This is a genomic window from Salmonella sp. SAL00653 (genome assembly GCF_046552515.1).
Classification (GTDB): Bacteria; Pseudomonadota; Gammaproteobacteria; order Enterobacterales; family Enterobacteriaceae; genus Salmonella; species Salmonella enterica.
This window is the reverse complement of sequence record NZ_JBGDTY010000027.1, coordinates 1-25295: the sequence shown is the minus strand read 5'-3', so window position 1 is coordinate 25295 and position 25295 is coordinate 1. Positions and strand designations below refer to the sequence as shown.

25 protein-coding genes are annotated in these 25295 nt (G+C 52.8%); 13 read left to right on the top strand and 12 right to left on the bottom strand.

The window, feature by feature from the left end; translation table 11 throughout:
* Positions 1 to 483, top strand: coding sequence for a TRAP transporter small permease (locus tag ACLJRU_RS22435; protein ID WP_001221825.1), 483 nt, complete (start codon positions 1 to 3; stop codon positions 481 to 483).
* Positions 484 to 493: 10 nt separating this feature from the next.
* Positions 494 to 1801: a TRAP transporter large permease gene (locus tag ACLJRU_RS22430; protein WP_000345260.1), complete on the top strand. Its 1308-nt coding sequence runs from the start codon at positions 494 to 496 to the stop codon at positions 1799 to 1801.
* Between the two features lie 44 nt (positions 1802 to 1845).
* Here the strand turns inward: ACLJRU_RS22430 and ftsP are convergent, their stop codons facing one another.
* The 5 genes from ftsP to ACLJRU_RS22405 form a co-directional block, all read right to left on the bottom strand.
* Entirely contained in the window at positions 1846 to 3258 is a 1413-nt protein-coding gene (gene ftsP / locus ACLJRU_RS22425) for a cell division protein FtsP (RefSeq protein WP_000010659.1), read from the bottom strand.
* A 73-nt stretch (positions 3259 to 3331) separates the two neighbouring features.
* On the bottom strand, positions 3332 to 4069 hold the full coding sequence (plsC, locus tag ACLJRU_RS22420) for a 1-acylglycerol-3-phosphate O-acyltransferase (RefSeq protein WP_000965730.1): 738 nt from the start codon (positions 4067 to 4069) through the stop codon (positions 3332 to 3334).
* 256 nt (positions 4070 to 4325) lie between these two features.
* The gene (parC, locus tag ACLJRU_RS22415) at positions 4326 to 6584 is read right to left on the bottom strand and encodes a DNA topoisomerase IV subunit A (protein ID WP_001281852.1); all 2259 of its coding nucleotides are present in this window, start codon (positions 6582 to 6584) and stop codon (positions 4326 to 4328) included.
* A gap of 110 nt (positions 6585 to 6694) precedes the next feature.
* Entirely contained in the window at positions 6695 to 7561 is an 867-nt protein-coding gene (locus ACLJRU_RS22410; RefSeq protein WP_023235247.1) for a GyrI-like domain-containing protein, read from the bottom strand.
* Between the two features lie 71 nt (positions 7562 to 7632).
* Positions 7633 to 8025: a YgiW/YdeI family stress tolerance OB fold protein gene (locus ACLJRU_RS22405; RefSeq protein WP_000731552.1), complete on the bottom strand. Its 393-nt coding sequence runs from the start codon at positions 8023 to 8025 to the stop codon at positions 7633 to 7635.
* Positions 8026 to 8176: 151 nt separating this feature from the next.
* On the opposite strand from ACLJRU_RS22405, the gene qseB reads away from it, so the two are divergent.
* The 4 genes from qseB (at position 8177) to ACLJRU_RS22385 (ending at position 11216) form a co-directional block, all read left to right on the top strand.
* Positions 8177 to 8836 (top strand): quorum sensing response regulator transcription factor QseB, encoded by a 660-nt coding sequence (qseB, locus tag ACLJRU_RS22400; protein ID WP_001221568.1) that lies wholly within the window; start codon positions 8177 to 8179, stop codon positions 8834 to 8836.
* Entirely contained in the window at positions 8833 to 10182 is a 1350-nt protein-coding gene (qseC, locus tag ACLJRU_RS22395) for a quorum sensing histidine kinase QseC (protein ID WP_000779327.1), read from the top strand. Before qseB ends, qseC begins: the two co-directional genes overlap by 4 nt.
* 106 nt (positions 10183 to 10288) lie before the next feature.
* Positions 10289 to 10870, top strand: coding sequence for an NAD(P)H-dependent oxidoreductase (locus tag ACLJRU_RS22390; protein ID WP_023235248.1), 582 nt, complete (start codon positions 10289 to 10291; stop codon positions 10868 to 10870).
* Between the two features lie 31 nt (positions 10871 to 10901).
* Positions 10902 to 11216 carry a putative quinol monooxygenase gene (locus tag ACLJRU_RS22385; RefSeq protein ID WP_000958587.1) on the top strand — a complete coding sequence of 105 codons (315 nt, stop codon included), beginning with the start codon at positions 10902 to 10904 and terminating at the stop codon, positions 11214 to 11216.
* 124 nt (positions 11217 to 11340) lie between these two features.
* Here the strand turns inward: ACLJRU_RS22385 and parE are convergent, their stop codons facing one another.
* The 5 genes from parE to nudF are packed head-to-tail and all read right to left on the bottom strand — an operon-like array spanning position 11341 to position 15745.
* Positions 11341 to 13233 (bottom strand): DNA topoisomerase IV subunit B, encoded by a 1893-nt coding sequence (parE, locus tag ACLJRU_RS22380; protein WP_000195318.1) that lies wholly within the window; start codon positions 13231 to 13233, stop codon positions 11341 to 11343.
* Positions 13234 to 13260: 27 nt separating this feature from the next.
* Positions 13261 to 13842 carry an esterase YqiA gene (yqiA, locus tag ACLJRU_RS22375; RefSeq protein WP_000105725.1) on the bottom strand — a complete coding sequence of 194 codons (582 nt, stop codon included), beginning with the start codon at positions 13840 to 13842 and terminating at the stop codon, positions 13261 to 13263.
* Positions 13842 to 14669 (bottom strand): 3',5'-cyclic-AMP phosphodiesterase, encoded by an 828-nt coding sequence (gene cpdA, locus ACLJRU_RS22370; RefSeq protein WP_000444735.1) that lies wholly within the window; start codon positions 14667 to 14669, stop codon positions 13842 to 13844. Before cpdA ends, yqiA begins: the two co-directional genes overlap by 1 nt.
* A gap of 24 nt (positions 14670 to 14693) precedes the next feature.
* Positions 14694 to 15116 (bottom strand): DUF1249 family protein, encoded by a 423-nt coding sequence (locus ACLJRU_RS22365; RefSeq protein ID WP_000833404.1) that lies wholly within the window; start codon positions 15114 to 15116, stop codon positions 14694 to 14696.
* Positions 15113 to 15745, bottom strand: coding sequence for an ADP-ribose diphosphatase (nudF, locus tag ACLJRU_RS22360; RefSeq protein WP_001231950.1), 633 nt, complete (start codon positions 15743 to 15745; stop codon positions 15113 to 15115). Before nudF ends, ACLJRU_RS22365 begins: the two co-directional genes overlap by 4 nt.
* Before the next feature lie 200 nt (positions 15746 to 15945).
* Here nudF and tolC point away from each other — a divergent pair, with 200 nt between their 5' ends.
* The 3 genes from tolC to ACLJRU_RS22345 all read left to right on the top strand — a co-directional run bounded on the left by tolC (position 15946) and on the right by ACLJRU_RS22345 (position 19474).
* The gene (gene tolC / locus ACLJRU_RS22355) at positions 15946 to 17421 is read left to right on the top strand and encodes an outer membrane channel protein TolC (protein WP_077916201.1); all 1476 of its coding nucleotides are present in this window, start codon (positions 15946 to 15948) and stop codon (positions 17419 to 17421) included.
* Between the two features lie 212 nt (positions 17422 to 17633).
* Positions 17634 to 18305: a DUF1190 family protein gene (locus ACLJRU_RS22350; protein WP_000831528.1), complete on the top strand. Its 672-nt coding sequence runs from the start codon at positions 17634 to 17636 to the stop codon at positions 18303 to 18305.
* Between the two features lie 5 nt (positions 18306 to 18310).
* The gene (locus ACLJRU_RS22345; protein ID WP_000442834.1) at positions 18311 to 19474 is read left to right on the top strand and encodes a glutathionylspermidine synthase family protein; all 1164 of its coding nucleotides are present in this window, start codon (positions 18311 to 18313) and stop codon (positions 19472 to 19474) included.
* Between the two features lie 61 nt (positions 19475 to 19535).
* On the opposite strand, the gene ygiD is transcribed toward ACLJRU_RS22345, so the two are convergent.
* On the bottom strand, positions 19536 to 20324 hold the full coding sequence (ygiD, locus tag ACLJRU_RS22340) for a 4,5-DOPA dioxygenase extradiol (RefSeq protein WP_001520560.1): 789 nt from the start codon (positions 20322 to 20324) through the stop codon (positions 19536 to 19538).
* Between the two features lie 140 nt (positions 20325 to 20464).
* On the opposite strand from ygiD, the gene zupT reads away from it, so the two are divergent.
* Complete coding sequence (zupT, locus tag ACLJRU_RS22335; protein ID WP_000115874.1) at positions 20465 to 21238, top strand: zinc transporter ZupT; 774 nt, start codon at positions 20465 to 20467, stop codon at positions 21236 to 21238.
* Positions 21239 to 21304: 66 nt separating this feature from the next.
* On the opposite strand, the gene ACLJRU_RS22330 is transcribed toward zupT, so the two are convergent.
* Positions 21305 to 21481 carry a hypothetical protein gene (locus tag ACLJRU_RS22330; protein WP_000469259.1) on the bottom strand — a complete coding sequence of 59 codons (177 nt, stop codon included), beginning with the start codon at positions 21479 to 21481 and terminating at the stop codon, positions 21305 to 21307.
* Between the two features lie 399 nt (positions 21482 to 21880).
* On the opposite strand from ACLJRU_RS22330, the gene ACLJRU_RS22325 reads away from it, so the two are divergent.
* From ACLJRU_RS22325 to dsbI, 3 genes are read left to right on the top strand one after another with little or no spacing between them, the layout of a single operon-like run.
* Positions 21881 to 23677 carry an aryl-sulfate sulfotransferase gene (locus ACLJRU_RS22325; protein WP_000460266.1) on the top strand — a complete coding sequence of 599 codons (1797 nt, stop codon included), beginning with the start codon at positions 21881 to 21883 and terminating at the stop codon, positions 23675 to 23677.
* 19 nt (positions 23678 to 23696) lie between these two features.
* Positions 23697 to 24368 (top strand): thiol:disulfide interchange protein DsbA/DsbL, encoded by a 672-nt coding sequence (locus tag ACLJRU_RS22320; RefSeq protein ID WP_000096230.1) that lies wholly within the window; start codon positions 23697 to 23699, stop codon positions 24366 to 24368.
* A 14-nt stretch (positions 24369 to 24382) separates the two neighbouring features.
* A complete protein-coding gene (dsbI, locus tag ACLJRU_RS22315) occupies positions 24383 to 25060 on the top strand; it encodes a protein-disulfide oxidoreductase DsbI (RefSeq protein WP_000345576.1) in 678 nt (225 codons plus the stop codon).
* The last annotated feature ends 235 nt before the right edge of the window (positions 25061 to 25295 follow it).

The following is a 25295-nucleotide window of genomic DNA, read 5'->3' as shown; positions in this document are numbered from 1 at the left end:
ATGCGAATACTCACCAATGCACTGAACAAAATACTGGCCGGGTGCTGCTGTATTATTCTGGCGATCATGGTTGCCTGCGTATCCTGGCAGGTGGCGGCGCGCTTTATATTCAACGCGCCAAGCAGCACGCTCGACGAATTCACCCAGATTCTTTTTATGTGGATGATTCTGTTAGGCGGCGTCTATACCGCCGGATTAAAAAAACATTTAGCTATCGATTTGTTAGCGCAAAAACTCTCCCGAACGCCCGCCCTCGTGCTCGACAGTATCATTCAGGTGATTATTACCGTGTTCGCGCTGATTTTTATGGTGTACGGCGGTGATATTATTGTTGAAAAAGCGGCGCACGTCAGCCAAATGTCCCCGGTATTAAAATGGCCTATGGATAAAGTCTATTGGGTCATGCCGATTAGCGGCGTCATCCTGGTGTACTACACCATTGTGAACGTTATTGATAATTATCATCAGCGCCATCTTCGCTAACGAGGGATATATGGACTTTGAATATATTTACCCAATAATTGTTTTATTTGGCAGCTTTGCCATTATGCTGGCGGTCGGCGTTCCTATTACATTCGCTATCGGGCTGTCGTCCTTATTCTCAATCCTGATAGCCCTTCCCCCGGATGCGGCAATCTCGGTTATTTCGCAAAAAATGACCGTCGGTCTCGATGGCTTTACGCTGCTGGCGATCCCCTTTTTTGTGTTAGCCGGCAATATCATGAATACCGGGGGAATCGCCCGGCGCCTGGTGAATCTGGCTCAGGCGTTAGTTGGCCGCCTTCCCGGTTCGCTGGCGCACTGCAATATTCTGGCGAACACCCTGTTTGGCGCGATATCCGGCTCGGCTGTCGCTTCTGCGGCCGCGGTGGGCGGCATCATGTCGCCATTACAGGAAAAAGAGGGCTACTCTCCGGCGTTCTCTACGGCGATCAACGTCGCTTCGGCGCCGATTGGCCTGATGATCCCGCCCAGCAACGTGCTAATTGTCTATTCGCTGGCTAGCGGCGGCACCTCTGTCGCCGCCCTGTTTTTGGCGGGCTACCTGCCCGGCATCTTAACCGCGCTGGCTTTAATGACGGTAGCGGCGCTGTATGCCCATCGCCACCATTACCCGGTTGCCGAACGCATCAACCTGCGGCAGTTTCTGTCGGTATTCCGCGATTCATTGCCCAGCCTGTTGCTGATATTTATTATTATCGGCGGCATTATCGGCGGCGTATTTACGCCAACAGAGGCCTCTGCGATCGCGGTAATCTATAGCCTGGCGCTGGCGGCCATTTATCGAGAAATTAATGTGAGTAAGTTGCGCGATATTCTGCTGGATTCGGTAGTAACCAGCTCTATTGTTCTCTTACTGGTCGGCTGCTCAATGGGAATGTCATGGGCGATGACCAATGCTGATGTTCCTGAACTGATTAATGAAATGATTACCAGCGTGTCCGAAAATAAATGGGTCATCTTGCTGATTATCAATCTCATTTTGTTACTCGTCGGGACGTTTATGGATATTACCCCGGCTATTCTGATCTTTACGCCTATTTTCCTTCCCATTGCTCAACATCTGGGAATCGACCCTGTCCATTTTGGCATTATTATGGTTTTCAATTTAACCATCGGACTGTGTACGCCCCCGGTAGGCACTATTTTGTTCGTCGGTTGCAGTATCGGCAAAATCAGTATTGATAAAGTCGTCAAACCGCTATTACCGATGTTTCTGGCACTCTTTATGGTCATGGCGATGATTTGCTACTTCCCGCAGTTGAGTCTGCTGCTTCCCACGCTGTTTGCTCCTTCCTGAAAACCCTGACGGGTCTGCGCTATTCAGACCCGTACTCGGACGCTTTACGACGCTGGATTCACCAGCATTTGCCCAATCGAGCCGCGGTCAGCCATTTCCAGCGTCTGGCTGTTGAAATAGAACGGGAAGTGCGGCCAGGACGGCTGACTGTAATAGACCAGCAGTTCGACTTGCCCATCCACCCAGACGGTATCTTTCCAGCCTCTATCTTCCGGGAACGGCATAGCGCCGTTGACGTTACGAATCAGGAAAGAGACGCCCTCAATATGGAACGACTGCGGCATATCGGCGCGTACCGTCCAGCGCTCCCAGGTGCCTTGTTGGGCGGTAATATCAATGCGATTCACATCCCACAGTTGGCCGTTAATCCCCGGATCGTCGCCAAGACTGATGTCCCGACTGCGGACAGGCGCGCCGCTCATGATCTCCGTCGGCAACAGACGCATCGGCAGATTATCGGTCACCAGCGGCAGCAATCCGGTTGGCCGTAACGTCAGCACCAGGGTCGAAACCAGAATACTGGAAGGCTCAAAGAAACCGCGAATCCGATCGACTATGCTGGCCGCTTCCCCGCAGGTGATCGAGACTTCGTCGCCGTTGGTCATATCAACCAGGATTTCACGTCGCTCGCCGGGCGCCAGTGACAACTGTTTGACGGAAACCGGCGCAGGTAAAAAGCCCTGATCGCCTGAAATCACATGCAGCGCCCGGCCATCGCTCATCTGAAGCTGATAGCGCCGCGAGTTCGAGGCGTTCAACAACCGTAACCGTACCCAGCCGCGGGACACTTCGACATAGGGGCTTTGCGCGCCGTTCACCAGCAGCGTATCGCCGACAAAACCACCGCTTCCCGGTTCGCTGTACTCCGGCGTCCCAAAGTTATCCAGCCGTTTATCCTGGATAATGACGGGAAAATCATCCACGCCGTAATGGTTCGGAATGGGCAGCGTTTTACTGATGTCGTCTTCGACCAGCCACATTCCGGCCAGGCCGTTATACACCTGCTGCGCAGTACGGTTAGGCGTGTTAGCGTGATACCACAGCGTCGCGGCGCTCTGACGAATCGGCAACACTGGCGCCCAGTCCGCGTTCGGCGACATCATACGCGCCGGGCCACCCATCAGCGGCCCCGGCACCAGTAAACCAGCAACCGTCATGGAGACATTTTCCGCCAGGCGGTTGCTATAGATGAGTTTAACGTCATCGCCTTTCCAGACGCGGATTGTCGGCCCCAGATAACGACCGTTCACTCCCCAGACCGGTGCGCGCGTGCCTTGCGTAAAGGACCAGTGCGCTCGCTGTAGCGTCATAAACAACGGCTGCCCGCGACGGGACTCCAGCAACGGCGGAACAGGCAACGGCTGTTGCTGACCGGCAGCATTCGCCCTGAGGGGAATCGCGCCTGCACATAGTGCGATTCCCGATGCCTGAAGAAACTGACGCCGACTGAATGACATATAAGCTCCATGTAAAACAGGCTAAAGAGTTGTGCCTGAAAAAATGATTTCTACAATAACAGAGTAAGGCTGCTTAAACCTTACCGGTCGCTTCACGTTCCGCAACCTCTTTATCAAGTTCCGCGATTTTTTGCTCCATTAACGCACGGCAGTGGGCCGCCAGCTCGCGAACCTGATCTTTACCATATTCGCTGACGTCGACTGGCGGCAGCATTTCCACAATAACCAGTCCGTTGTTCAGGCGGTTTAGATTGACTTTGTTAGAGGTGTTGGAAACGCAGACAGGAATGATCGGCACACCAGCCGCGATAGCCGCATGAAACGCGCCGGTTTTAAACGGCAGCAGACCGCGTCCCCGGCTACGCGTACCTTCAGGGAACATCCAGATAGAAATACGGCGCTTTTTAAAATGGTTAACCACTGCCGCAATAGTGCTATGCGCTTTGGCGCGGTTATTACGGTCAATCAACAGATTACCAGTCAGCCAGTACAGTTGCCCAAAAAACGGGATCCAAAGCAGGCTTTTTTTCCCCACCGTCACCGTTGGCGGCTGCACAATATTCGCCGCCGTGACCATATCATAATTATTCTGGTGGTTAGCAATATAGATAGCATTGCCATAATTTTCCGCGTCGGCGGGTTTGCGGCACTCCACTTTCAGGCCAAACAGCGGGGCCAGACGGCCGAACATATGCCCAAACGTCGCCACGTGTTTTGGGTTACGTGGGCTGAAAAGGCAGTAAATAGAACCGAAAACACAGACCAGAATGGAGTAAATAACGGTAACAATAAGACGAAAAATATATAGCATAACAACCTCTGAAGGCCTAAGAGCCCGGCATTCTACATCACCTGAAATTCAGGTTAGGATTTTGGTAAGTGTGGCTCTCTGGAAAAACGTATTGTTAATCGCAATGCACGAATAAACAACGGTTTTACGGGAAATTTTAATGTTAATCCGATCTGAAACCGTAGGCCGGATAAGACGCTACTGCGTCGTCATCCGGCAACGGCAGAGCGCCGGATGGCGGCTTAGATGCCTTGTCCGGCCTACGGGCGCCCCTCTCTTACTCTTCGCTGTCGCCATGACTTACGCGATGCGGCGAATCAATCTCAATGCGATCGATACGCTGCAGGCCGCGCATTAATGTGCCACGGCGTCCGCGTTCGCCGACCACCTTTTGTAACTCTTCAGGGCGCAGTTTGATTTTGCGCTTCCCGACATGGATAGTCAGAGTGCTTTGTGGCGGCAGCACGTACAGGTGCGCCAGTCCATCATCGCCTTTCGCCGCTTCCGCAGAGGGGATATTAATAATCTTATTCCCTTTGCCTTTCGACAGCTGCGGCAGAGAGTCTACCGGGAACATCAACATCCGTCCGGCCTGGGTAATCGCCAGCAGCATATCGTGCTCGTCTTCAATCACCAGCGGCGGCATGACGTGCGCATTTTCCGGCAGTGTAATCAACGCTTTACCGGCACGGTTACGGGCAACCAGATCGTTAAACGTACAAACGAAGCCGTAGCCCGCATCCGACGCCATCAGCAGTTTCTGGTCATCGCCTTCCATCAGCATATGCTCTACGGTCGCCCCCGGCGGCAGCGTGAGTTTGCCGGTCAGCGGCTCGCCCTGCCCACGCGCCGACGGAAGCGTAATGGGATCAATAGCATAGCTGCGCCCGGTGGTATCAATAAACACCACCGGTTGATTGCTCTTACCTTTCACCGCGGCTTTAAAGCTGTCGCCCGCTTTATAGTTAAGCCCCGGCGCATCAATATCATGACCTTTAGCGCTGCGCACCCAGCCCATCTGCGACAGCACGATAGTCACCGGTTCAGACGGCAACATGTCGTGTTCGCTCATCGCTTTAGCTTCTTCGCGCTCACGCAGCGGAGAACGGCGATCGTCGCCATAGGCATCGGCGTCCGCCTGTAGTTCTTTTTTCAGCAAGGTATTCATTTTGCGTTCGGACGCGAGAATGCCCTGCAACTGGTCCCGCTCTTTTTCCAGCTCGTCCTGCTCGCCGCGAATTTTCATCTCTTCCAGTTTGGCGAGATGGCGCAGTTTCAGTTCGAGAATCGCTTCCGCCTGGGTTTCGCTGATGCCGAAACGCGACATCAGCGCGGGTTTCGGCTCATCCTCGTTACGGATAATCTCAATCACTTCGTCGATGTTGAGAAACGCCACTAGCAAACCTTCGAGGATATGCAGGCGCTTAAGCACTTTCTCCAGACGATAGTTCAGACGACGGCGTACCGTGTCGCGACGGAACGCCAACCACTCGGTGAGGATCTCCAGCAGGTTTTTCACCGCCGGACGACCATCCAGACCGATCATGTTCAGGTTAATACGGTAGCTTTTTTCCAGATCGGTGGTGGCGAACAGATGGTTCATCACCTGTTCCATATCCACACGGTTGGAGCGTGGCACAATCACTAAACGCGTCGGGTTTTCGTGATCCGATTCATCGCGCAGATCGTCCACCATCGGCAGTTTTTTATTACGCATCTGCGCAGCAATCTGTTCCAGCACTTTCGCGCCAGAGACCTGATGCGGCAGCGCGGAAATTACCACAGCGCCGTCTTCTTTGGTCCATACCGCGCGCATACGCACGGAGCCCCGCCCGTTTTCGTAAATTTTACGAATTTCCGCACGTGGGGTAATGATCTCCGCTTCGGTCGGGTAATCCGGCCCCTGAACGATATCCAGCAACTGATCCAGCGTCGTTTTCGGCTGCTCAATCAGCGTAATCGCCGCTTTCGCCACTTCGCGCAGGTTGTGCGGCGGGATATCTGTTGCCATGCCCACCGCTATACCGGTGGTGCCATTCAGCAGGATGTTCGGCAGACGCGCCGGTAACATTTTCGGTTCCTGCATCGTGCCGTCGAAGTTTGGCACCCAGTCCGCCGTCCCCTGACCGAGTTCGCTTAACAGCAGCTCGGCATATTTGGACAGGCGAGATTCGGTATAACGCATTGCCGCGAATGACTTCGGATCATCCGGCGCGCCCCAGTTTCCCTGGCCATCGACCAGCGGGTAACGGTAAGAGAACGGCTGCGCCATCAGCACCATGGCTTCATAGCAGGCGCTGTCGCCGTGCGGATGATACTTACCCAGTACGTCACCGACGGTACGGGCGGATTTTTTAAATTTAGCGCTGGCGTTCAGCCCCAGCTCTGACATCGCATAGACGATGCGGCGCTGTACCGGCTTCAGGCCGTCGCCAATAAACGGCAACGCACGATCCATGATCACGTACATGGAGTAGTTTAAGTAGGCGTTTTCCGTAAATTCATGTAGCGCAAGGCGCTCTGCCATATCGCTCATTAACAGGGGATCCTCAATCTGCATGCTGACCGTTCGGACGGCAATATTGCCGCAGATAATACCCTATCTCACGGTCGGAGTCACAAACCGTGAGCCAGGTGACGAGGAAGTTAACGAAGCGGCAGATAGATATCCGTCAGCAGCTCATGTTCCGCCACCTCATTGACGAAATTCAGGTACTGGAAGAAGACCGGAAAATCGCGCAGCGTCTCGCCGCTGGCCGGTAGCCATTCGCGGAATAAATACCACACGCTCTCCGGGAGGCTGTCGAGCGATCCCTGATGGCGTACCACCGCGCAGCGCCCGCCAGGAATCTCGCTATTCACCACGCCAACGTCATTTTCGGCTATCGGCTGGTGGACGCTGCCGCAGATATCAAAGCGGAATTGATCCGGCGGCGTCGTCTGCGGGTCGTGCCAGGCAATACCAAAAGTTTGACTGCTGGCAATCGGCGACTGCCCCGTTTCGCGCCGCCATGCAATAAATTTCGCCGCGCTGGCGTTGACCTTATCCGGATGCCCCAGATGCGTCAGCATCGCGACGCGGGTAGGTGGAAATTCAACGATTTTTACGTCCATGACATGCTGCTCCTGTAACGCAAGTTTAGGAACGCGTTGGTGCCAGGCCAGCCAGTCCGGCGATTGCCGAAACTGGCGCGGGCTTTGACCAAACGCGGTTTTGAAAGCACGTGTGAACGACTCCGGATTCTGAAACCCGGCATCCAGCGCGATATCGATAACTTTATCCTGCGGGTTAAACGCCAGCCGCCATGACGCGCGGCGCAAACGCAACCACTGGATATAGCGATAGAGCGGAAGCCCGCTCCAGGTGGTAAACTGCCGGTGAAAATGAAACGGCGAGCTGTGCGCCATCCGGCTTAACGCCTCAATCGACAGAGGCTCATCCAGATGACGCTCAATGTGGTCGCAAACGCGCCGCAGACGTTCGGAATAAGCCGCGCTGATCAGGTCATTCATCACTGCCTCCTTGTGGCCTATTCTGCCCACCGGGCGGCTGTGAATCCTGACCGATCTTGCGCAATGTGGGATTACGGATTCACTTTACGAATCTGTTTTACGTCGATTTCGACAGAGTTCCAGTCTTTATCCACTTCGCCCTGAATTTCAACGGTATCCTGCGGGGTTACGGTCAGGCCGTTCCAACGCTTGTGGTCAATATCCACATTGATAGTACCGGTCGCATCTTTAAACACATACAGGTCGTCGGAAATGCGCTCGACGATATTCCCGCGCAGCGTTACCCACGCATCGTCACGCAGCGATTTAGCGCTCTCTACCGTCGTGCTGCTGCCGTTCGGGCCGACAAATCCGCCGCCTTGCGTTTGCGTCGCCGACGGGCCGGAGAAACCGCCCTGCTGAGCCGCCAGAACCGGGGTAGAACACAGTGCCATAACGGCAACGATTGCAGCTAATTTTTTCATGATTACTTTTCCCTTTCATGTCGTTTCAGATCCATTTAATAAGGTAATCCTTAACAACTTCTTAAGGCAAAAAAAGAATCTTTTTTTCTGTACATCGCCTGCGGCGACAAGGTTAACTGACGGTAACGCGAGTTACCGCAAGGAAGAACAGATGCGAATTTTACTGGTAGAAGATGACACACTTATTGGCGATGGCATAAAAGCGGGCCTGAGTAAAATGGGTTTCAGCATCGACTGGTTTACCGAGGGACGCCCGGGCAAAGAGGCGCTTTACAGCGCGCCTTATGATGCGGTTATTTTAGATTTGACGCTGCCAGGCATGGACGGACGGGATATTTTGCGCGAATGGCGCGAAAAGGGTAAACAGGAACCGGTGCTGATCCTGACGGCGCGCGACGCGTTAGCAGAGCGTGTCGAGGGGCTACGTCTGGGCGCCGATGACTATTTATGTAAACCTTTCGCGCTCATTGAGGTCGCCGCCCGTCTGGAGGCGCTGGTACGCCGCGCCAGCGGTCAGGCCAGTAGCGAATTGCACCACGGCCAGGTGACGCTCAATCCAGGCAATCTCGTCGCGACGCTTGCCGGCGAACCACTGGCCCTAAAACCAAAAGAGTTCGCGTTGCTGGAACTCTTACTGCGCAACAAAGGTCGCGTGCTGCCGCGCAAGCTTATTGAAGAGAAGCTGTATAACTGGGATGACGACGTGTCCAGCAATGCAGTGGAAGTCCATGTTCATCATTTACGCCGCAAGCTCGGCAGCGAATTTATTCGCACCGTACACGGCATCGGCTACACCCTGGGTGACGCATGAAATTGACGCAACGTCTCAGCCTGCGCGTCAGGCTGACGCTTATTTTCCTGATTCTGGTCTCCATCACTTGGGCAATTTCCAGTTTTGTGGCCTGGAGAAAGACGACGGATAATGTCGACGAGCTGTTTGACACACAGTTGATGTTGTTCGCCAGACGGCTTAGCACCCTCGATCTTAACGAGATCAACGCCCCGCAGCGCATGGCGCATACGCCAAAGAAATTAAAACATGGGCATATCGATGACGATGCGCTGGCGTTCGCCATCTTTTCCGCTGATGGCAAAATGTTGCTGCATGATGGCGACAACGGCCAGGATATTCCGTATCGCTATCGCCGGGAAGGTTTCGACAATGGCTATCTGAAGGATGACAACGACCTCTGGCGTTTTTTGTGGTTGAACTCGGCGGACGGTAAGTATCGTATCGTCGTCGGTCAGGAGTGGGATTACCGCGAAGATATGGCGCTGGCGATCGTAGCGGCGCAATTAACGCCGTGGCTGATCGCCCTTCCCTTCATGCTGCTGATTTTATTGCTCCTGCTTCACCGCGAGCTCAGACCGTTGAAAAAACTGGCGCAGGCGCTACGCTTCCGGTCGCCGGAATCGGAAACGCCGCTCGACGCCAAAGGCGTACCGAGCGAGGTTCGCCCACTGGTCGAAGCGCTTAATCAGCTTTTTAGCCGCATCCACTCCATGATGGTGCGCGAACGGCGATTTACCTCCGACGCCGCCCATGAATTGCGCAGCCCGCTGGCCGCGCTGAAAGTACAAACCGAGGTGGCGCAGCTCTCGGGCGACGATCCGCTATCGCGTGATAAAGCGCTGACCCAGCTCCATGCGGGGATCGATCGCGCCACGCGGCTGGTCGATCAGCTACTGACGTTATCGCGTCTCGACTCGCTCAATAATTTGCAGGATGTAGCGGAGATTTCGCTGGAAGAGCTGCTGCAGTCCGCGGTAATGGATATTTATCATCCGGCGCAGCAGGCGAATATCGACGTGCGTTTACAGCTTAACGCCCATGACGTCATACGTACCGGCCAGCCGCTACTCTTAAGCCTGTTAGTGCGTAACCTGCTGGATAATGCGATTCGCTACAGTCCGCAGGGCAGCGTCGTCGATGTTACCTTACATGCCCGCAGCTTCACCGTCAGAGATAATGGCCCCGGCGTAGCGCCAGAGATTCTGACGCATATCGGCGAGCGTTTTTACCGCCCGCCAGGCCAAAGTGTGACCGGCAGCGGTCTGGGATTATCAATCGTCCGCCGCATCGCTACGCTGCACGGCATGACGGTGTCGTTTGGCAACGCCGCGGAAGGTGGATTTGAGGCCGTAGTACGCTGGTAGCAGAGACTTTTGCCAAAAACGCAAAAGACTTTGCACATTTTGCTAATTTCACCGCACCGCCCGTCAGCGTAGAATCAGCAGCAAACGCATTTCTTGAGGACACAAAATGAGTAACATCCTGATTATCAACGGGGCGAAAAAATTCGCGCACTCCAACGGCCAGTTGAATGACACCCTGACCGAAGTTGCCGATGGGCTGCTGCGCGATCTGGGTCATCAGGTTAAGATCGTCCGCGCCGACAGCGACTATGACATTAAAGAAGAGGTGCAGAATTTCGTCTGGGCTGACGTGGTGATTTGGCAGATGCCTGGCTGGTGGATGGGCGCGCCATGGACCGTAAAAAAATATATGGATGATGTCTTTACTGAAGGTCACGGCACGCTCTATGCCAGCGATGGCCGCACGCGTTCCGATGCCGCTAAAAAGTACGGTTCCGGCGGTCTGGCGCAGGGGAAAAAATATATGCTGTCACTGACGTGGAATGCGCCGATGGAAGCATTTACCGAAAAAGATCAGTTTTCCCACGGCGTAGGCGTAGATGGCGTCTATCTGCCATTCCATAAAGCCAACCAGTTCCTGGGCATGGACGCGCTGCCAACGTTTATTGCCAACGACGTGATTAAAATGCCGGATGTTCCGCGCTATACCGCAGAATATCGCAAGCATCTGAGCGAAATTTTTGCTTAACTGGTCATCCTGGAATTAGAAGGAGTTAACCATGCTTACCGTCATTGCCGAAATTCGCACGCGTCCGGGCCAACATCACCGTCAGGCCGTCCTCGATCAGTTTGCGAAAATTATTCCAACCGTTCTTAAAGAAGAGGGGTGCCACGGTTACGCGCCGATGGTGGATCATGCCGCGGGAGTGAGTTTTCAGACTCTGGCGCCTGACTCGATCGTGATGATTGAACAGTGGGAAAGCGTTGCGCACCTTGAAGCGCATCTGCAAACCCCGCATATGAAAGCCTACAGCGACGCGGTAAAAGACGATGTGCTGGAAATGAATATTCGTATTCTGGAATCCGGCGTTTAAGTTATTACCCTCGTCTGACGTCGCCCTGATGCGATGCGCAAGTGTCGCCATCAGGCTGCGGCGTCATGTCGGATTCGCTTATCCGGCCTGCGGCATGCAGACCGGATAAAGCGTGCAACAACCGTTACACGTCGAGATCCGCGAGATCGCCTTTTTCCTGTAGCCAGTTGCGTCGATCTTCAGAACGTTTCTTCGCCAGCAGCATATCCATCATCGCATTAGTACGCTGATCGTCTTCATCGCTAATGGTGAGCTGCACCAGGCGGCGAGTATTCGGATCAAGCGTGGTTTCGCGTAACTGCATCGGGTTCATTTCTCCCAGGCCTTTGAAACGCTGTACGTTCGGCTTGCCTTTCTTACGCTTCAGTTGTTCCAGTACGCCCGCCTTCTCTTCTTCCGTCAGCGCGTAATAGACCTCTTTACCCAAATCGATACGGTATAGCGGCGGCAGCGCGACGTAGACATGACCATTCTTCACCAGCGCGCGGAAATGTCTGACAAACAGCGCGCAAAGCAGAGTAGCGATATGCAAACCATCGGAGTCCGCATCCGCCAGGATACAGATCTTGCCGTAGCGCAGCTGACTCAGATCGTCGCTGTCCGGATCGATACCGATCGCCACGGAAATATCATGCACCTCTTGCGAGGCCAGCACTTCATCGGAAGAGACTTCCCAGGTGTTAAGGATCTTACCTTTGAGCGGCATGATCGCCTGATATTCGCGATCGCGCGCCTGCTTGGCGGAACCGCCCGCCGAATCCCCTTCCACAAGGAACAGCTCGGTCCGATTAAGATCCTGCGCGGTACAGTCCGCCAGTTTCCCCGGCAACGCCGGACCGCTGGTGAGCTTTTTGCGCACCACTTTTTTTGCGGCGCGCAGTCGCCGCTGCGCGCTGGCAATCGCCATCTCTGCCAGTTGTTCCGCCGCCTGCACGTTCTGGTTCAGCCACAGGCTGAAGGCATCTTTCACCACGCCGGAAACAAATGCCGCACATTGACGCGACGACAGACGCTCTTTGGTCTGCCCGGCAAATTGCGGGTCCTGCATTTTCACGGAAAGCACATAAGCGCAGCGATCCCAGATATCTTCCGCCGACAGTTTGACGCCGCGCGGCAGAATATTGCGGTATTCGCAAAATTCGCGCATCGCGTCGAGCAACCCTTGACGCAGGCCATTCACGTGAGTGCCGCCCTGCATGGTCGGGATCAGGTTGACGTAGCTTTCCGTCAGTAATTCGCCGCCTTCCGGCAGCCACAATAGCGCCCAGTCAACCGCTTCCGTTTCACCGTTAAAATTACCGATAAACGGCTTTTCCGGCAGCGTCGGCAGGCCATTTACCGCTTCGCCCAGATAGTCGTTCAGGCCATCCTGGTAGCACCAGCGCTGCTCGCTGTTATTCACTTCATCTTTAAAAGTGATTTCCACGCCGGGACACAGCACCGCTTTTGCTTTCAGAACGTGCATTAAGCGAGAGACAGAAAAACGCGGGCTGTCGAAGAAACTTTCGTCCGGCCAGAAATGGACGCTGGTGCCAGTATTACGTTTACCGCAGGTGCCGACAACCTGCAAATCCTGCACTTTTTCGCCGTTTTCAAACGCGATGTTATAGACCTGACCGTCGCGGCGCACGGTCACTTCCACGCGCTTTGACAGGGCATTTACTACCGAAATCCCCACCCCATGCAGACCACCAGAGAACTGATAGTTCTTATTGGAGAATTTACCGCCGGCATGAAGCCGACAGAGGATCAGTTCTACCGCCGGAACCCCCTCTTCCGGATGGATATCCACCGGCATCCCGCGTCCGTCGTCAATCACTTCCAGCGATTGATCGGCATGTAAAATGACATCCACGCGTTTGGCGTGACCTGCCAGTGCTTCATCCACACTATTATCAATCACTTCCTGACCCAAATGGTTGGGGCGGGTCGTATCGGTGTACATCCCCGGGCGGCGGCGTACCGGCTCAAGCCCAGTGAGTACCTCAATGGCATCAGCGTTATAAGTTTGCGTCATGGTTTAATTAGCAATTCGAATTGATTGTCAGCAACTGTGCAGTCCAAGAAAATCGACAATCTGGTTGAAATAATCTTCGAAGCCCGTGAATGCGTGATTACCACCCTCGGTCACTGTCTGACGGCAGGAGGCGTAATATGCCACCGCCTGGCGGTAATCCAGCACTTCATCGCCCGTCTGTTGCAGTAGCCAGATCAGGTCCGGCGCTTCCAGCGGGTCAATCTGCATGACTTTAAGATCATAAATATGGCGAGACTCTAGCACATATTGCTGCCCGGTGTAGGGGTTCTCGTTCTGACCGAGATAGTCGGTCAGTAATTCAAAGGGCCGCACGGCGGGATTCACCACCACAGCCGGCAGCATAAAACATTGCGACAGCCAGGTGGCGTAATAACCCCCCAGCGACGATCCTACCAGCCCTAATGGCGCACCGCCATGCTCAAGCACGAGAGATTCCAGCAACTCCGCCGCATCGGCAGGATACGGCGGTAGTTGAGGGACGATCATCTCAACATGCGGATGACGCTCCGCCAGCCAGTTTTTTAGCTGGCACGCTTTTGCCGAGCGAGGGGAACTGTTGAATCCGTGCAAATAGAGAAGCGTAGACATCAGTATCCTTCCGAAGCGGTATCGGGTCGGAACCGGGTATCCTGCAGGCGATGCACTTCCGTCTCCAGGACGCCGTTCGCCCGGAGCTCCAGCGTACGCCAGCCCGGCGCGATAGTATCCAGCGTAAAGTTCGCGCAGTGCGGTTTGAACTGTACGCAGGTTGACGGCGACGCCAGCAGACGGCGACCGTTCCAGTCAAGATCCAGCTCCTGGTGAATATGTCCGCATAACAGATATTTTACACGCGGGAAATTCGCCAGCACGCTATCCAGCTCACCGGCATTACGCAAGCTGTGCTGATCCAACCAACTGCACCCTGCCGGCAACGGATGGTGGTGCAAAAGGAGCAATGTCTGTCTCTCTGGCGCATCGGCGAGCTTACGCTCAAGCCATTCCAGTTGGAACTCGCTCAGTTCGCCATGCGGGACGCCAAACACCTGGCTATCCAGCAACAAAATCTGCCATTGTTCACCGATTAACACGCGCTTAGCCGGGGAAATCCCCGCCTCTTGCAGCGCGCTGTACATTGCCGGCTGAAAATCATGATTGCCCGGTAGCCAAACGCAAGGCGCGCGAAAGCTTGCGATACCCTCAGCAAAATGCTGATAAGCCGCAGCGGATTGATCCTGCGCCAGATCGCCGGTGGCCACGATCAGATCATATTCATACTGTTGCGCCCGAATAGCCTCCAGCACGGCCTGGTAACTTTCCCAGGTATTGACGCCTAACAGCGTTTCATGCTTTTCGGCAAACAGGTGAGTATCTGTAATTTGTAAAATCCTGACTCGGGCCTCACCAGCCAGAGGTAGGGTTAACAGGCTTTCCAAATGGTGTCCTTAGGTTTCACGACGCTAATAAACCGGAATCGCCATCGCTCCATGTGCTAAACAGAATCGTAGCCAGTCGGCCAGAAACTGATTAATTTGATGCTTTTCGTCGCGTTGATGCAACTTTTTATTTGGATAATCATACCGCGCTTTGAAGCGAAAGATCTGCTGGCTTGAACACACTTCAGCCACCATCGCATCATGGTAGAGGCGCACCGTCAGCGACGGCAGGCTCCAGTAGGTGATGGCTGGCGCCGTTTGCTCGATCGTTACAAGCGTAGTGTATCGGGTCGATTCCACAATCGTTAACCGATATTGTACGTTGCCCACCTGATAGCTCACCGTTTCACCGGGGGCGTCATTGCGCGGCAGCAGGCGGCGCAATTGCGAAAAATTGGTTTCGCACAAACGCATCATTTCTGGGAAGTCAGGTGTATAACGCTTCATTTTTTCCACTCGTTTTTTAACTCTTGATGATGCAACTGAAGCCATTGCAAAGCGATGACTGCGGCTGCGTTGTCGATTTTCCCCTCTTCTACCCACTGGTATGCCTGTTCCCGGCTTACCACATGAACCCGAATATCTTCGTTTTCATCCGCCAGACCATGAATACCTGCCGCGGTCGTGGCGTCCACTTCACCCACCAGAATAGATGAGCGCTCGCTGGTTCCTCCTGGGCTCGCCAGGTAACTGATGACCGGTCGGGTGCGGCCTACGGTCAGCCCCGCTTCTTCCATCGCCTCCCGCCGGGCGACCGCCTCAATGGTTTCGCCTTCTTCTATCATGCCGGCGACCATCTCCAGCAGCCACGGCGTAACGCTTGTGTCATACGCGGCAATACGAATCTGTTCGACCAGCACCACCTCGTCGCGTTCAGGGTCAAAGGGTAGCAAGACGGCGGCGTGCCCGCGCTCAAAAATTTCGCGCTTTACCTCGCCACTCATTTCTCCGTTGAATAAACGATGGCGGAATCGATACACATCCAATGAAAAAAAACCGCGATAGCGCGTTTCCCGTGCAATAATTTCTACATCGCTTTTGGTGAAAGTAACTGGCAAGTTGTCTGATTTACGCATTGTGCTGCCCTGCTAGCAATAATGATTAAATGATGAATTTCAAGGGTGGTCGACTGCTGTTTTATCACCCTTGTGGTAAATTGGTGCCAATTAAGGCTCGTATGGCACGTAACGCCAACTTTTTGCAGTGGCGGATTCTGCTAGAATCAGCAATTATTTTTACAAATTGATCAGCGCTAAATACTGCTTCACAACAAGGAATGCAAATGAAGAAATTGCTCCCCATCCTTATCGGCCTGAGCCTGTCGGGGTTCAGCACACTAAGCCAGGCAGAGAACCTGATGCAAGTTTATCAGCAAGCACGCCTGAGCAACCCGGAATTGCGTAAATCCGCTGCCGATCGCGATGCTGCATTCGAAAAAATTAACGAAGCGCGTAGTCCTTTACTGCCGCAACTGGGTTTAGGTGCCGACTACACCTACAGCAACGGTTATCGCGATGCGAACGGTATCAACTCCAATGAAACCAGCGCTTCTCTGCAATTAACGCAGACGCTATTTGATATGTCGAAATGGCGTGGGCTCACCCTGCAAGAAAAAGCAGCAGGCATTCAGGATGTCACCTATCAGACCGATCAGCAGACGCTGATCCTCAATACCGCGAACGCGTATTTTAAGGTATTGAACGCTATTGATGTGCTTTCCTATACCCAGGCGCAAAAAGAGGCTATCTACCGTCAGTTAGATCAAACGACGCAACGTTTTAACGTGGGTCTGGTCGCCATTACCGACGTGCAAAACGCCCGTGCGCAATATGATACCGTACTGGCGAATGAAGTGACCGCCCGCAACAACCTGGATAACGCGGTAGAAGAGCTGCGCCAGGTGACCGGCAATTATTACCCGGAGCTGGCGTCGCTTAACGTCGAGCATTTTAAAACCGACAAACCCAAAGCGGTTAATGCGCTGCTGAAGGAAGCGGAAAACCGTAACCTGTCGCTGTTGCAGGCGCGTTTAAGTCAGGATCTGGCGCGCGAGCAAATCCGTCAGGCGCAGGATGGTCACCTGCCGACGCTGAATTTAACGGCCTCAACCGGCATTTCTGATACCTCTTATAGCGGTTCTAAAACCAACTCCGCCCAGTACGACGATAGCAACATGGGGCAGAATAAAATCGGCCTGAACTTCTCCCTGCCGCTGTATCAAGGCGGGATGGTTAACTCGCAGGTAAAACAGGCGCAGTATAACTTCGTCGGCGCAAGCGAACAGCTGGAAAGCGCGCACCGTAGCGTGGTGCAGACCGTACATTCTTCCTTTAACAATATTAACGCCTCCATCAGCAGCATCAACGCGTATAAACAGGCAGTCGTTTCCGCGCAAAGTTCTTTGGATGCAATGGAAGCCGGTTACTCGGTCGGTACACGTACCATTGTTGACGTACTGGATGCCACCACCACTCTGTATGATGCCAAGCAGCAACTGGCCAACGCGCGTTATACCTATTTGATTAATCAGTTAAATATCAAATATGCGCTCGGTACGCTGAACGAGCAGGATCTGCTCGCGCTTAACAGTACGTTGGGTAAACCTATCCCGACGTCGCCGGAAAGCGTAGCGCCGGAAACGCCAGATCAGGATGCTGCCGCAGACGGTTATAATGCTCATAGCGCCGCGCCAGCAGTACAGCCGACCGCCGCTCGCGCCAACAGCAATAACGGCAATCCATTCCGGCATTGATAAGTTATTCGCTGGCGCTGCGCTTATCAGACCTGTGCCCTTGTAGGTCTGGTAAGCGCGGCGCTACCTGTCATGAAGCCGCGCCTGAACGTAAGGCAACGTAAAGATCCTGCTATTCCGCCGCATTCTCGCCTTTTCTCGCTTCAATTTCGACCAGTCATCCTCTATTCTGAACGCATGTTGTATTTACCACTGGGTCCTGGAAGACAAATATGAAACGGACAAAATCCATCCATCACGCATCATTTCGCAAAAGCTGGAGCGCGCGGCATTTAACGCCGGTCGCCCTGGCGGTTACGGCTGTTTTTATGCTGGCTGGCTGTGAAAAAAGCGATGAAACCGTATCGCTGTATCAAAACGCTGATGACTGTTCAGCGGCGAATCCGGGCAAAAGCGCGGAGTGTACAACCGCGTATAACAATGCGCTGAAAGAGGCCGAACGTACTGCGCCTAAGTACGCTACACGCGAAGATTGCGTCGCTGAGTTTGGCGAAGGCCAGTGCCAGCAAGCGCCCGCACAGGCTGGCATGGCTCCGGAAAATCAGGCGCAGGCCCAACAATCCAGCGGCAGTTTCTGGATGCCGCTTATGGCAGGTTACATGATGGGGCGTCTGATGGGCGGCGGCGCAGGCTTTGCGCAACAGCCGCTGTTTAGCTCGAAAAACCCGGCCAGCCCTGCATACGGCAAATATACCGATGCGGCAGGTAAAAACTACGGCGCGGCGCAACCGGGCCGGACAATGACCGTACCGAAAACCGCGATGGCGCCGAAACCGGCCACCACAACAACCGTTACCCGCGGCGGTTTTGGCGAATCCGTCGCCAAACAGAGCACCATGCAGCGTAGCGCTGCCGGTACTTCAACACGTTCGATGGGCGGCTGATACGCATGGAAAGAGTCAGTATTACCGAGCGCCCGGACTGGCGCGATAAAGCGACTGAATACGGGTTTAATTTTCACACTATGTATGGTGAACCGTACTGGTGTGAAGACGCTTATTACAAGTTAACGCTCGCCCAGGTGGAAAAACTGGAAGACGTTACCGCCGAGCTGCACCAGATGTGCCTCAAGGTAGTAGAACGCGTCATCGCCAGCGATGAGCTGATGACGAAGTTTCGTATTCCAAAACATACCTGGGGTTTTGTTCGCCAGTCCTGGCAAACGCAACAACCGTCGCTCTATTCCCGCCTCGATCTGGCCTGGGACGGCATCGGCGAACCTAAGCTGCTCGAAAATAATGCCGACACGCCAACATCGCTGTATGAAGCGGCGTTTTTTCAGTGGATTTGGCTGGAAGATCAGATCAACGCGGGCAATCTGCCGGAAGGCAGCGATCAGTTTAATAGCCTGCAGGAAAAGCTGATTGAACGCTTTGCTGAACTTCGCGAGCAGTATGGTTTTCAGTTGCTGCATCTCACCTGCTGTCGCGATACGGTTGAGGATCGCGGCACCATTCAGTATTTACAGGACTGTGCGGCCGAAGCGGAAATCGCCACCGAATTTCTCTATATCGACGATATTGGTCTGGGGGAAAAAGGCCAATTTACGGATCTGCAGGATCAGGTCATTGCGAACCTGTTCAAGCTCTATCCGTGGGAATTTATGCTGCGCGAGATGTTTTCCACCAAGCTGGAAGATGCCGGCGTGCGCTGGCTGGAACCGGCCTGGAAAAGCATTATCTCCAATAAAGCGTTGTTGCCGCTGTTGTGGGAGATGTTCCCGGACCATCCGAATCTATTGCCTGCGTATTTCGCCGAAGACGAACATCCGCAAATGGATAAATATGTCGTGAAACCGATCTTCTCCCGCGAAGGGGCGAACGTATCGATTATTGAAAACGGTAAAACGATCGAATCCGTGGAAGGCCCGTATGGTGAAGAGGGTATGATCGTGCAACAGTTCTATCCGCTGCCAAAATTCGGCGACAGTTATACCCTGATTGGTAGCTGGCTGATTAACGATCAGCCCGCCGGAATTGGTATCCGTGAAGATCGGGCGCTGATCACCCAGGATCTCTCCCGCTTCTATCCGCATATTTTTGTCGAAGGATAGATTTTCCTGTAAGCCCGATGCGCGTAGCGCCATCGGGCAATCATTCCGCGCCTTATCCGGCCTACCCCACCTGCACCGACAACATACTTATACTGCCCATCTCAATACCGTCGACCGGGATGGTGATAGGTTCCTTGCCGTCCCAGGCGCCAAGTACATACAGCAAAGGCAAAAAGTGCTCCGGCGTCGGGTTCGATAAGGCGCCCCCTTCATGTTGCAGATAATTCACCAGCGGGTGCTGTTCTACCGGCCCCTGCCACGTCAGGTTGGCTTTCACAAAGTCATTAAATGACGCCGCCCAGGGATACGGTATATTGTCACCGTGCCAACGCACAGTCCGCAGGTTATGAACCACATTCCCGCTGGCCACCAGCATCACGCCTTCGTCACGCAGCGTCGCCAGTTTACGGCCCACCTCAAAATGCCATGCCGCCGGTTTGGTACTATCAACACTAAGCTGCACCATCGGGATATCCGCATTCGGGTACATCTTGATCAATACGCCCCAGGAGCCGTGATCAAATCCCCACGCTTCTTTATCGAGCGCGACGGGAACGGGAGCCAACAGTTCAACCAGACGCTGCGCCAGCGCAGGCGATCCAGGGGCCGGATAATGCGTGTCATACAGCGCCTGCGGAAAACCGCCAAAATCATGGAGAGTTTGCGGCCTTTCCATCGCTGTGACGCCAGTCCCACGGGTATACCAGTGCGCCGACACCACCACTATCGCCTGTGGTCGCGGCAGGGCTTCCCCCAATCGCCGCCAGGCGCGGGTATAATCATTATCGTCCAGCACGTTCATCGGGCTGCCATGCCCCAAAAACAATGCTGGCATACACGTTAAAGACATGATGTTATCCTTACAGGAAAGACATTTTGTTAACATCACCATACGCTTTCTTCACAGAGGAAGAACTCAGATAACTATGATGAAGATCATCAGTTATTTTGAAGGTCAGGTTCGGACGGCAAATTGATAAGGAGTAATGGATGTCAGTACCACTTATTCTGACCTTACTGGCAGGCGCCGCCACCTTTATTGGCGCGTTTCTTGGCGTTCTCGGCCAAAAACCGTCTAACCGCGTGCTGGCTTTTTCGCTGGGCTTCGCCGCAGGGATCATGCTGCTTATCTCGCTGATGGAGATGCTGCCCGCCGCGCTTGATACCGAGGGGATGTCGCCTGTACTGGGCTACGGAATGTTTATTATCGGCCTGTTGGGCTACTTCGGGCTGGACCGCCTGCTTCCTCACGCTCATCCGCAGGATCTGGTGCAAAAAAGGCAGCAGCCGCTTCCCGGCTCGATAAAACGCACTGCGATTTTATTGACGCTCGGCATTAGCCTGCACAACTTTCCGGAAGGGATCGCCACCTTTGTCACTGCCAGCAGCAATCTTGAACTGGGTTTCGGCATCGCACTGGCGGTGGCGTTGCACAATATTCCTGAAGGTCTGGCGGTTGCCGGCCCGGTTTATGCCGCGACGGGCTCAAAACGTACCGCGATTTTTTGGGCCGGTATCTCCGGCATGGCGGAAATTCTTGGCGGCGTACTGGCGTGGCTGATTTTGGGCAGCCTGGTTTCACCGATCGTTATGGCGGCTATCATGGCGGCAGTCGCCGGCATTATGGTGGCGCTCTCCGTCGATGAACTGATGCCGCTGGCAAAAGAGATCGATCCTAACAATAACCCCAGCTATGGCGTGCTTTGCGGTATGTCCATCATGGGGCTCAGTCTCGTCATTTTGCAGACGATAGGTATCGGTTAAGAGAAACGTCGCGCCGGATGCAGGCCTTTAGCCAGGCAACATCCGGCTGCCCGTCAAGGATATGCGCTATTTCTGCTCATTCATCACGCTGTCGCCTTCGCTCGTCTGGCGAAAACGTTTCGTTCGCGCTTCAAGTAATGCATCTCTGTCTTGCCGAAACGCTCTGCAATAACGCTTCATATGGCAAATATACCCTACTACCACCAGAACGATTAATATTATCCAATACCAGGCAATAAACATCCTTTTTACCCTTAAAATTTAACATCACTAAACATTTAACGTTAAAATTTTACATACCCTTATTTTGACGTATTCATATACTGGCATATTTGTGGAACAAATAAATGATTTTGATCATATAAATCAGTGGTGAAACACAATAATGAAAGAGGTATTAAGCAGAAAACAATGTCGATAAGATCACACTTCGTACTAATTTATATTGTTCTTAAAATATCACACTCCTACTATCGACTCACTCAGGCAATTAAAAAATATTGATACAGAATATACTTTAAAATAAGTAACAGCATCATGACTTATATTTAAAGACCAATCATTTACCTCATTTATTATTCATAAAAACATAGTATATTCAGAAGTATTATATTTAGAAGTTGTACATAAGGAGATATATCCATGTTTGACCAATACCGGAAAACAATACTTGCCGGTGCCGTCGCACTGACATGCGGACTCACCGCAGCCAGTACGTTTGCCGCAGGTTTTCAACCGGCACAGCCCGCAGGAAAATTAGGCGCAGTCGTTGTCGATCCTTACGGAAATGCCCCTCTCACCGCGCAGGTGGAATTAGATAGCCATATTATTTCAGACGTTAAAGTTACTGTACATGGCAAAGGGGAAAAAGGCGTTCCTGTTACTTATACCGTTGGGAAAGAGTCTTTAGAAACCTATGACGGTATTCCTATTTTTGGCCTTTATCAGAAATTTGCCAACAACGTCACGGTAGAATATAAAGAAAACGGCAAAGCCATGAAGGATGACTATGTGGTGCAGACGTCCGCCATCGTCAACCATTATATGGATAACCGTTCTATTTCAGATCTCCAGCAAACGAAAGTTATTAAAGTTGCGCCAGGATTTGAAGATCGCCTTTATCTGGTAAATACCCATACCTTTACGCCGCAGGGCGCTGAATTTCACTGGCACGGCGAAAAAGATAAAAATGCGGGCATTCTTGATGCCGGTCCGGCGGGCGGTGCTTTGCCTTTCGATATCGCCCCTTATACGTTTGTGGTCGACACCCAGGGTGAATACCGCTGGTGGCTGGATCAAGATACCTTCTACGACGGCCACGATATGAATATCAACAAACGCGGCTACCTGATGGGTATTCGTGAAACGCCTCGCGGCACCTTTACCGCGGTGCAGGGCCAACACTGGTACGAGTTTGACATGATGGGGCAAATTCTTGCCGATCATAAACTGCCGCGCGGGTTCCTGGATGCGTCTCATGAATCCATCGAAACCGTGAACGGCACCGTACTGCTGCGTGTCGGCAAACGCGATTACCGCAAAGAAGACGGCATACATGTTCATACTATTCGTGACCAAATCATTGAGGTCGATAAGTCTGGCCGCGTAGTAGACGTTTGGGATTTAACCAAAATCCTCGACCCTATGCGTGATGCGCTGCTCGGCGCGCTGGATGCGGGCGCAGTATGCGTGAACGTCGATCTGGCCCATGCCGGACAGCAGGCGAAACTCGAACCGGATACGCCGTATGGCGATGCGCTTGGCGTTGGTGCCGGTCGTAACTGGGCGCACGTCAACTCTATCGCTTATGACGCGAAAGACGACTCCATCATCCTTTCTTCCCGCCATCAGGGTATTGTAAAAATTGGTCGCGATAAGCAGGTGAAATGGATACTGGCGCCGTCTAAAGGCTGGAATAAGCAGCTAGCCAGTAAATTGCTGAAACCGGTAGACGATCATGGTAAGTCGTTGACCTGTGACGAAAACGGCAAGTGTAAGGACACCGATTTCGATTTCACCTATACCCAACATACGGCATGGCTTTCCAGCAAAGGCACGTTAACGGTCTTTGATAACGGCGATGGTCGCGGCCTGGAGCAACCGGCTCTACCGACCATGAAGTATTCCCGTTTTGTCGAATATAAGATCGATGAGAAGAAAGGCACCGTACAACAAGTTTGGGAATACGGTAAAGAACGTGGATATGATTTCTATAGTCCTATTACCTCGGTTGTTGAATATCAAAAAGACCGCGACACCATGTTCGGCTTTGGCGGTTCTATTAACCTGTTCGATGTTGGTAAACCAACAGTCGGCAAACTGAATGAGATTGACTATAAAACGAAAGAAGTGAAAGTTGAAATTGATGTGCTGTCGGATAAACCCAACCAGACTCACTATCGTGCGTTACTGGTTCATCCAACGCAAATGTTTAAATAAATAACGGGAAGGAATTAATATGTCATCTAAATGGATTACCTCTTTATTTAAAAGCGTAGTATTAACCGCGGCATTGGTCACTCCTTTTGCGGCATCGGCTTTTACCGAGGGCACAGATTATATGGTTCTGGAGAAACCAATTCCTAATGCGGATAAAACGCTGATTAAGGTATTTAGCTATGCCTGCCCTTTCTGCTACAAATATGACAAAGCCGTAACAGGTCCGGTTTCTGATAAAGTAGCCGATCTCGTTACGTTCACCCCGTTCCACCTGGAAACAAAAGGCGAATATGGAAAACAGGCCAGCGAAGTATTTGCAGTCCTGATCGCCAAAGATAAAGCTGCCGGGATTTCGTTATTTGATGCTAAATCACAATTCAAAAAAGCGAAGTTCGCCTGGTATGCGGCTTACCATGATAAGAAAGAGCGCTGGTCAGATGGGAAAGATCCGGCGGCATTTATTAAAACCGGGCTGGACGCCGCAGGCATGAGCCAGGCTGATTTTGAAGCAGCGCTGAAAGATCCTGCCGTTCAGGAGACTCTGGAAAAATGGAAAGCCGCCTATGACGTTGCCAAAATTCAGGGTGTTCCGGCTTACGTCGTCAACGGCAAGTACCTTATCTATACCAAAAACATCAAATCCATCGATTCTATGGCTGAACTCGTTCGGGAACTGGCCACTAAAAAATAAGCAGGGAAACGATTATGGATTTTATTAAGGGATTATGGCGAGACCTACGCGCAAGACCAGTAGATACGCTGGTGAGATGGCAGGAACAGCGCTTTCTGTGGCTGTTAATGGCCATCGCGATGGGAGGGTTAATTATCCTGGCGCACTCGTTCTTCCAAATCTATCTCTACATGGCGCCGTGCGAACAGTGTGTTTACATTCGTTACGCGATGTTTGTGATGGTAATTGGCGGGGTGATTGCGGCGATAAATCCCAAAAATATCGTGCTGAAGCTGATTGGCTGCATCGCGGCGTTTTATGGCAGCATTATGGGCATTAAGTTTTCTATTAAGCTTAATGGTATCCATCATGCGGTACATAATGCGGACCCCGATTCACTTTTTGGCGTGCAAGGATGTTCGACTGACCCTACCTTTCCTTTCAACTTACCGTTGGCGGAATGGGCACCGGAGTGGTTTAAACCTACCGGAGACTGCGGTTATGACGCGCCTATCGTCCCTGATGGCGTAACGCTCAGTAGCGTACAGCAGTGGTTTGTCGATCTCTACCAGCAGTCCGAAGGCTGGTATCTGCTTCCGCCCTGGCACTTTATGAACATGGCGCAGGCATGTATGTTGGCCTTTGGGTTGTGCCTGATTCTGCTGCTGGTGATGAGCGGCGCCTGGGCATTGAAACTGGCCAGAGGCAAATAACCTGAATAGATAAACCAAAGCAGAGGTCTGCATTCAGGCCTCTGCTTTTCTCACAATAATTTTACCATTCAGCTTATTCGTCGTTCTTTGAAACTGAACAATATGGCACCGAAGGAATACAAAAAAGCCGATGACATCTCATCGGCTTTTTTCAACCATGTGACCCGTCCTGAATAGCGTTGACACGTTCCAGACTTAAATCCGGAGAACGTAATGATGACTGAGTTCAAACGCC

Bases quoted from the DNA above. Each gene is read 5' to 3' on its own strand.
- ACLJRU_RS22435 (WP_001221825.1), top strand. From the start codon at position 1: ATGCGAATACTCACCAATGCACTGAACAAAATACTGGCCGGGTGCTGC.
- ACLJRU_RS22430 (WP_000345260.1), top strand. From the start codon at position 494: ATGGACTTTGAATATATTTACCCAATAATTGTTTTATTTGGCAGCTTT.
- ftsP (WP_000010659.1), bottom strand. From the start codon at position 3,258: ATGTCATTCAGTCGGCGTCAGTTTCTTCAGGCATCGGGAATCGCACTA.
- plsC (WP_000965730.1), bottom strand. From the start codon at position 4,069: ATGCTATATATTTTTCGTCTTATTGTTACCGTTATTTACTCCATTCTG.
- parC (WP_001281852.1), bottom strand. From the start codon at position 6,584: ATGAGCGATATGGCAGAGCGCCTTGCGCTACATGAATTTACGGAAAAC.
- ACLJRU_RS22410 (WP_023235247.1), bottom strand. From the start codon at position 7,561: ATGAATGACCTGATCAGCGCGGCTTATTCCGAACGTCTGCGGCGCGTT.
- ACLJRU_RS22405 (WP_000731552.1), bottom strand. From the start codon at position 8,025: ATGAAAAAATTAGCTGCAATCGTTGCCGTTATGGCACTGTGTTCTACC.
- qseB (WP_001221568.1), top strand. From the start codon at position 8,177: ATGCGAATTTTACTGGTAGAAGATGACACACTTATTGGCGATGGCATA.
- qseC (WP_000779327.1), top strand. From the start codon at position 8,833: ATGAAATTGACGCAACGTCTCAGCCTGCGCGTCAGGCTGACGCTTATT.
- ACLJRU_RS22390 (WP_023235248.1), top strand. From the start codon at position 10,289: ATGAGTAACATCCTGATTATCAACGGGGCGAAAAAATTCGCGCACTCC.
- ACLJRU_RS22385 (WP_000958587.1), top strand. From the start codon at position 10,902: ATGCTTACCGTCATTGCCGAAATTCGCACGCGTCCGGGCCAACATCAC.
- parE (WP_000195318.1), bottom strand. From the start codon at position 13,233: ATGACGCAAACTTATAACGCTGATGCCATTGAGGTACTCACTGGGCTT.
- yqiA (WP_000105725.1), bottom strand. From the start codon at position 13,842: ATGTCTACGCTTCTCTATTTGCACGGATTCAACAGTTCCCCTCGCTCG.
- ACLJRU_RS22365 (WP_000833404.1), bottom strand. From the start codon at position 15,116: ATGAAGCGTTATACACCTGACTTCCCAGAAATGATGCGTTTGTGCGAA.
- nudF (WP_001231950.1), bottom strand. From the start codon at position 15,745: ATGCGTAAATCAGACAACTTGCCAGTTACTTTCACCAAAAGCGATGTA.
- tolC (WP_077916201.1), top strand. From the start codon at position 15,946: ATGCAAATGAAGAAATTGCTCCCCATCCTTATCGGCCTGAGCCTGTCG.
- ACLJRU_RS22350 (WP_000831528.1), top strand. From the start codon at position 17,634: ATGAAACGGACAAAATCCATCCATCACGCATCATTTCGCAAAAGCTGG.
- ACLJRU_RS22345 (WP_000442834.1), top strand. From the start codon at position 18,311: ATGGAAAGAGTCAGTATTACCGAGCGCCCGGACTGGCGCGATAAAGCG.
- ygiD (WP_001520560.1), bottom strand. From the start codon at position 20,324: ATGTCTTTAACGTGTATGCCAGCATTGTTTTTGGGGCATGGCAGCCCG.
- zupT (WP_000115874.1), top strand. From the start codon at position 20,465: ATGTCAGTACCACTTATTCTGACCTTACTGGCAGGCGCCGCCACCTTT.
- ACLJRU_RS22330 (WP_000469259.1), bottom strand. From the start codon at position 21,481: ATGTTTATTGCCTGGTATTGGATAATATTAATCGTTCTGGTGGTAGTA.
- ACLJRU_RS22325 (WP_000460266.1), top strand. From the start codon at position 21,881: ATGTTTGACCAATACCGGAAAACAATACTTGCCGGTGCCGTCGCACTG.
- ACLJRU_RS22320 (WP_000096230.1), top strand. From the start codon at position 23,697: ATGTCATCTAAATGGATTACCTCTTTATTTAAAAGCGTAGTATTAACC.
- dsbI (WP_000345576.1), top strand. From the start codon at position 24,383: ATGGATTTTATTAAGGGATTATGGCGAGACCTACGCGCAAGACCAGTA.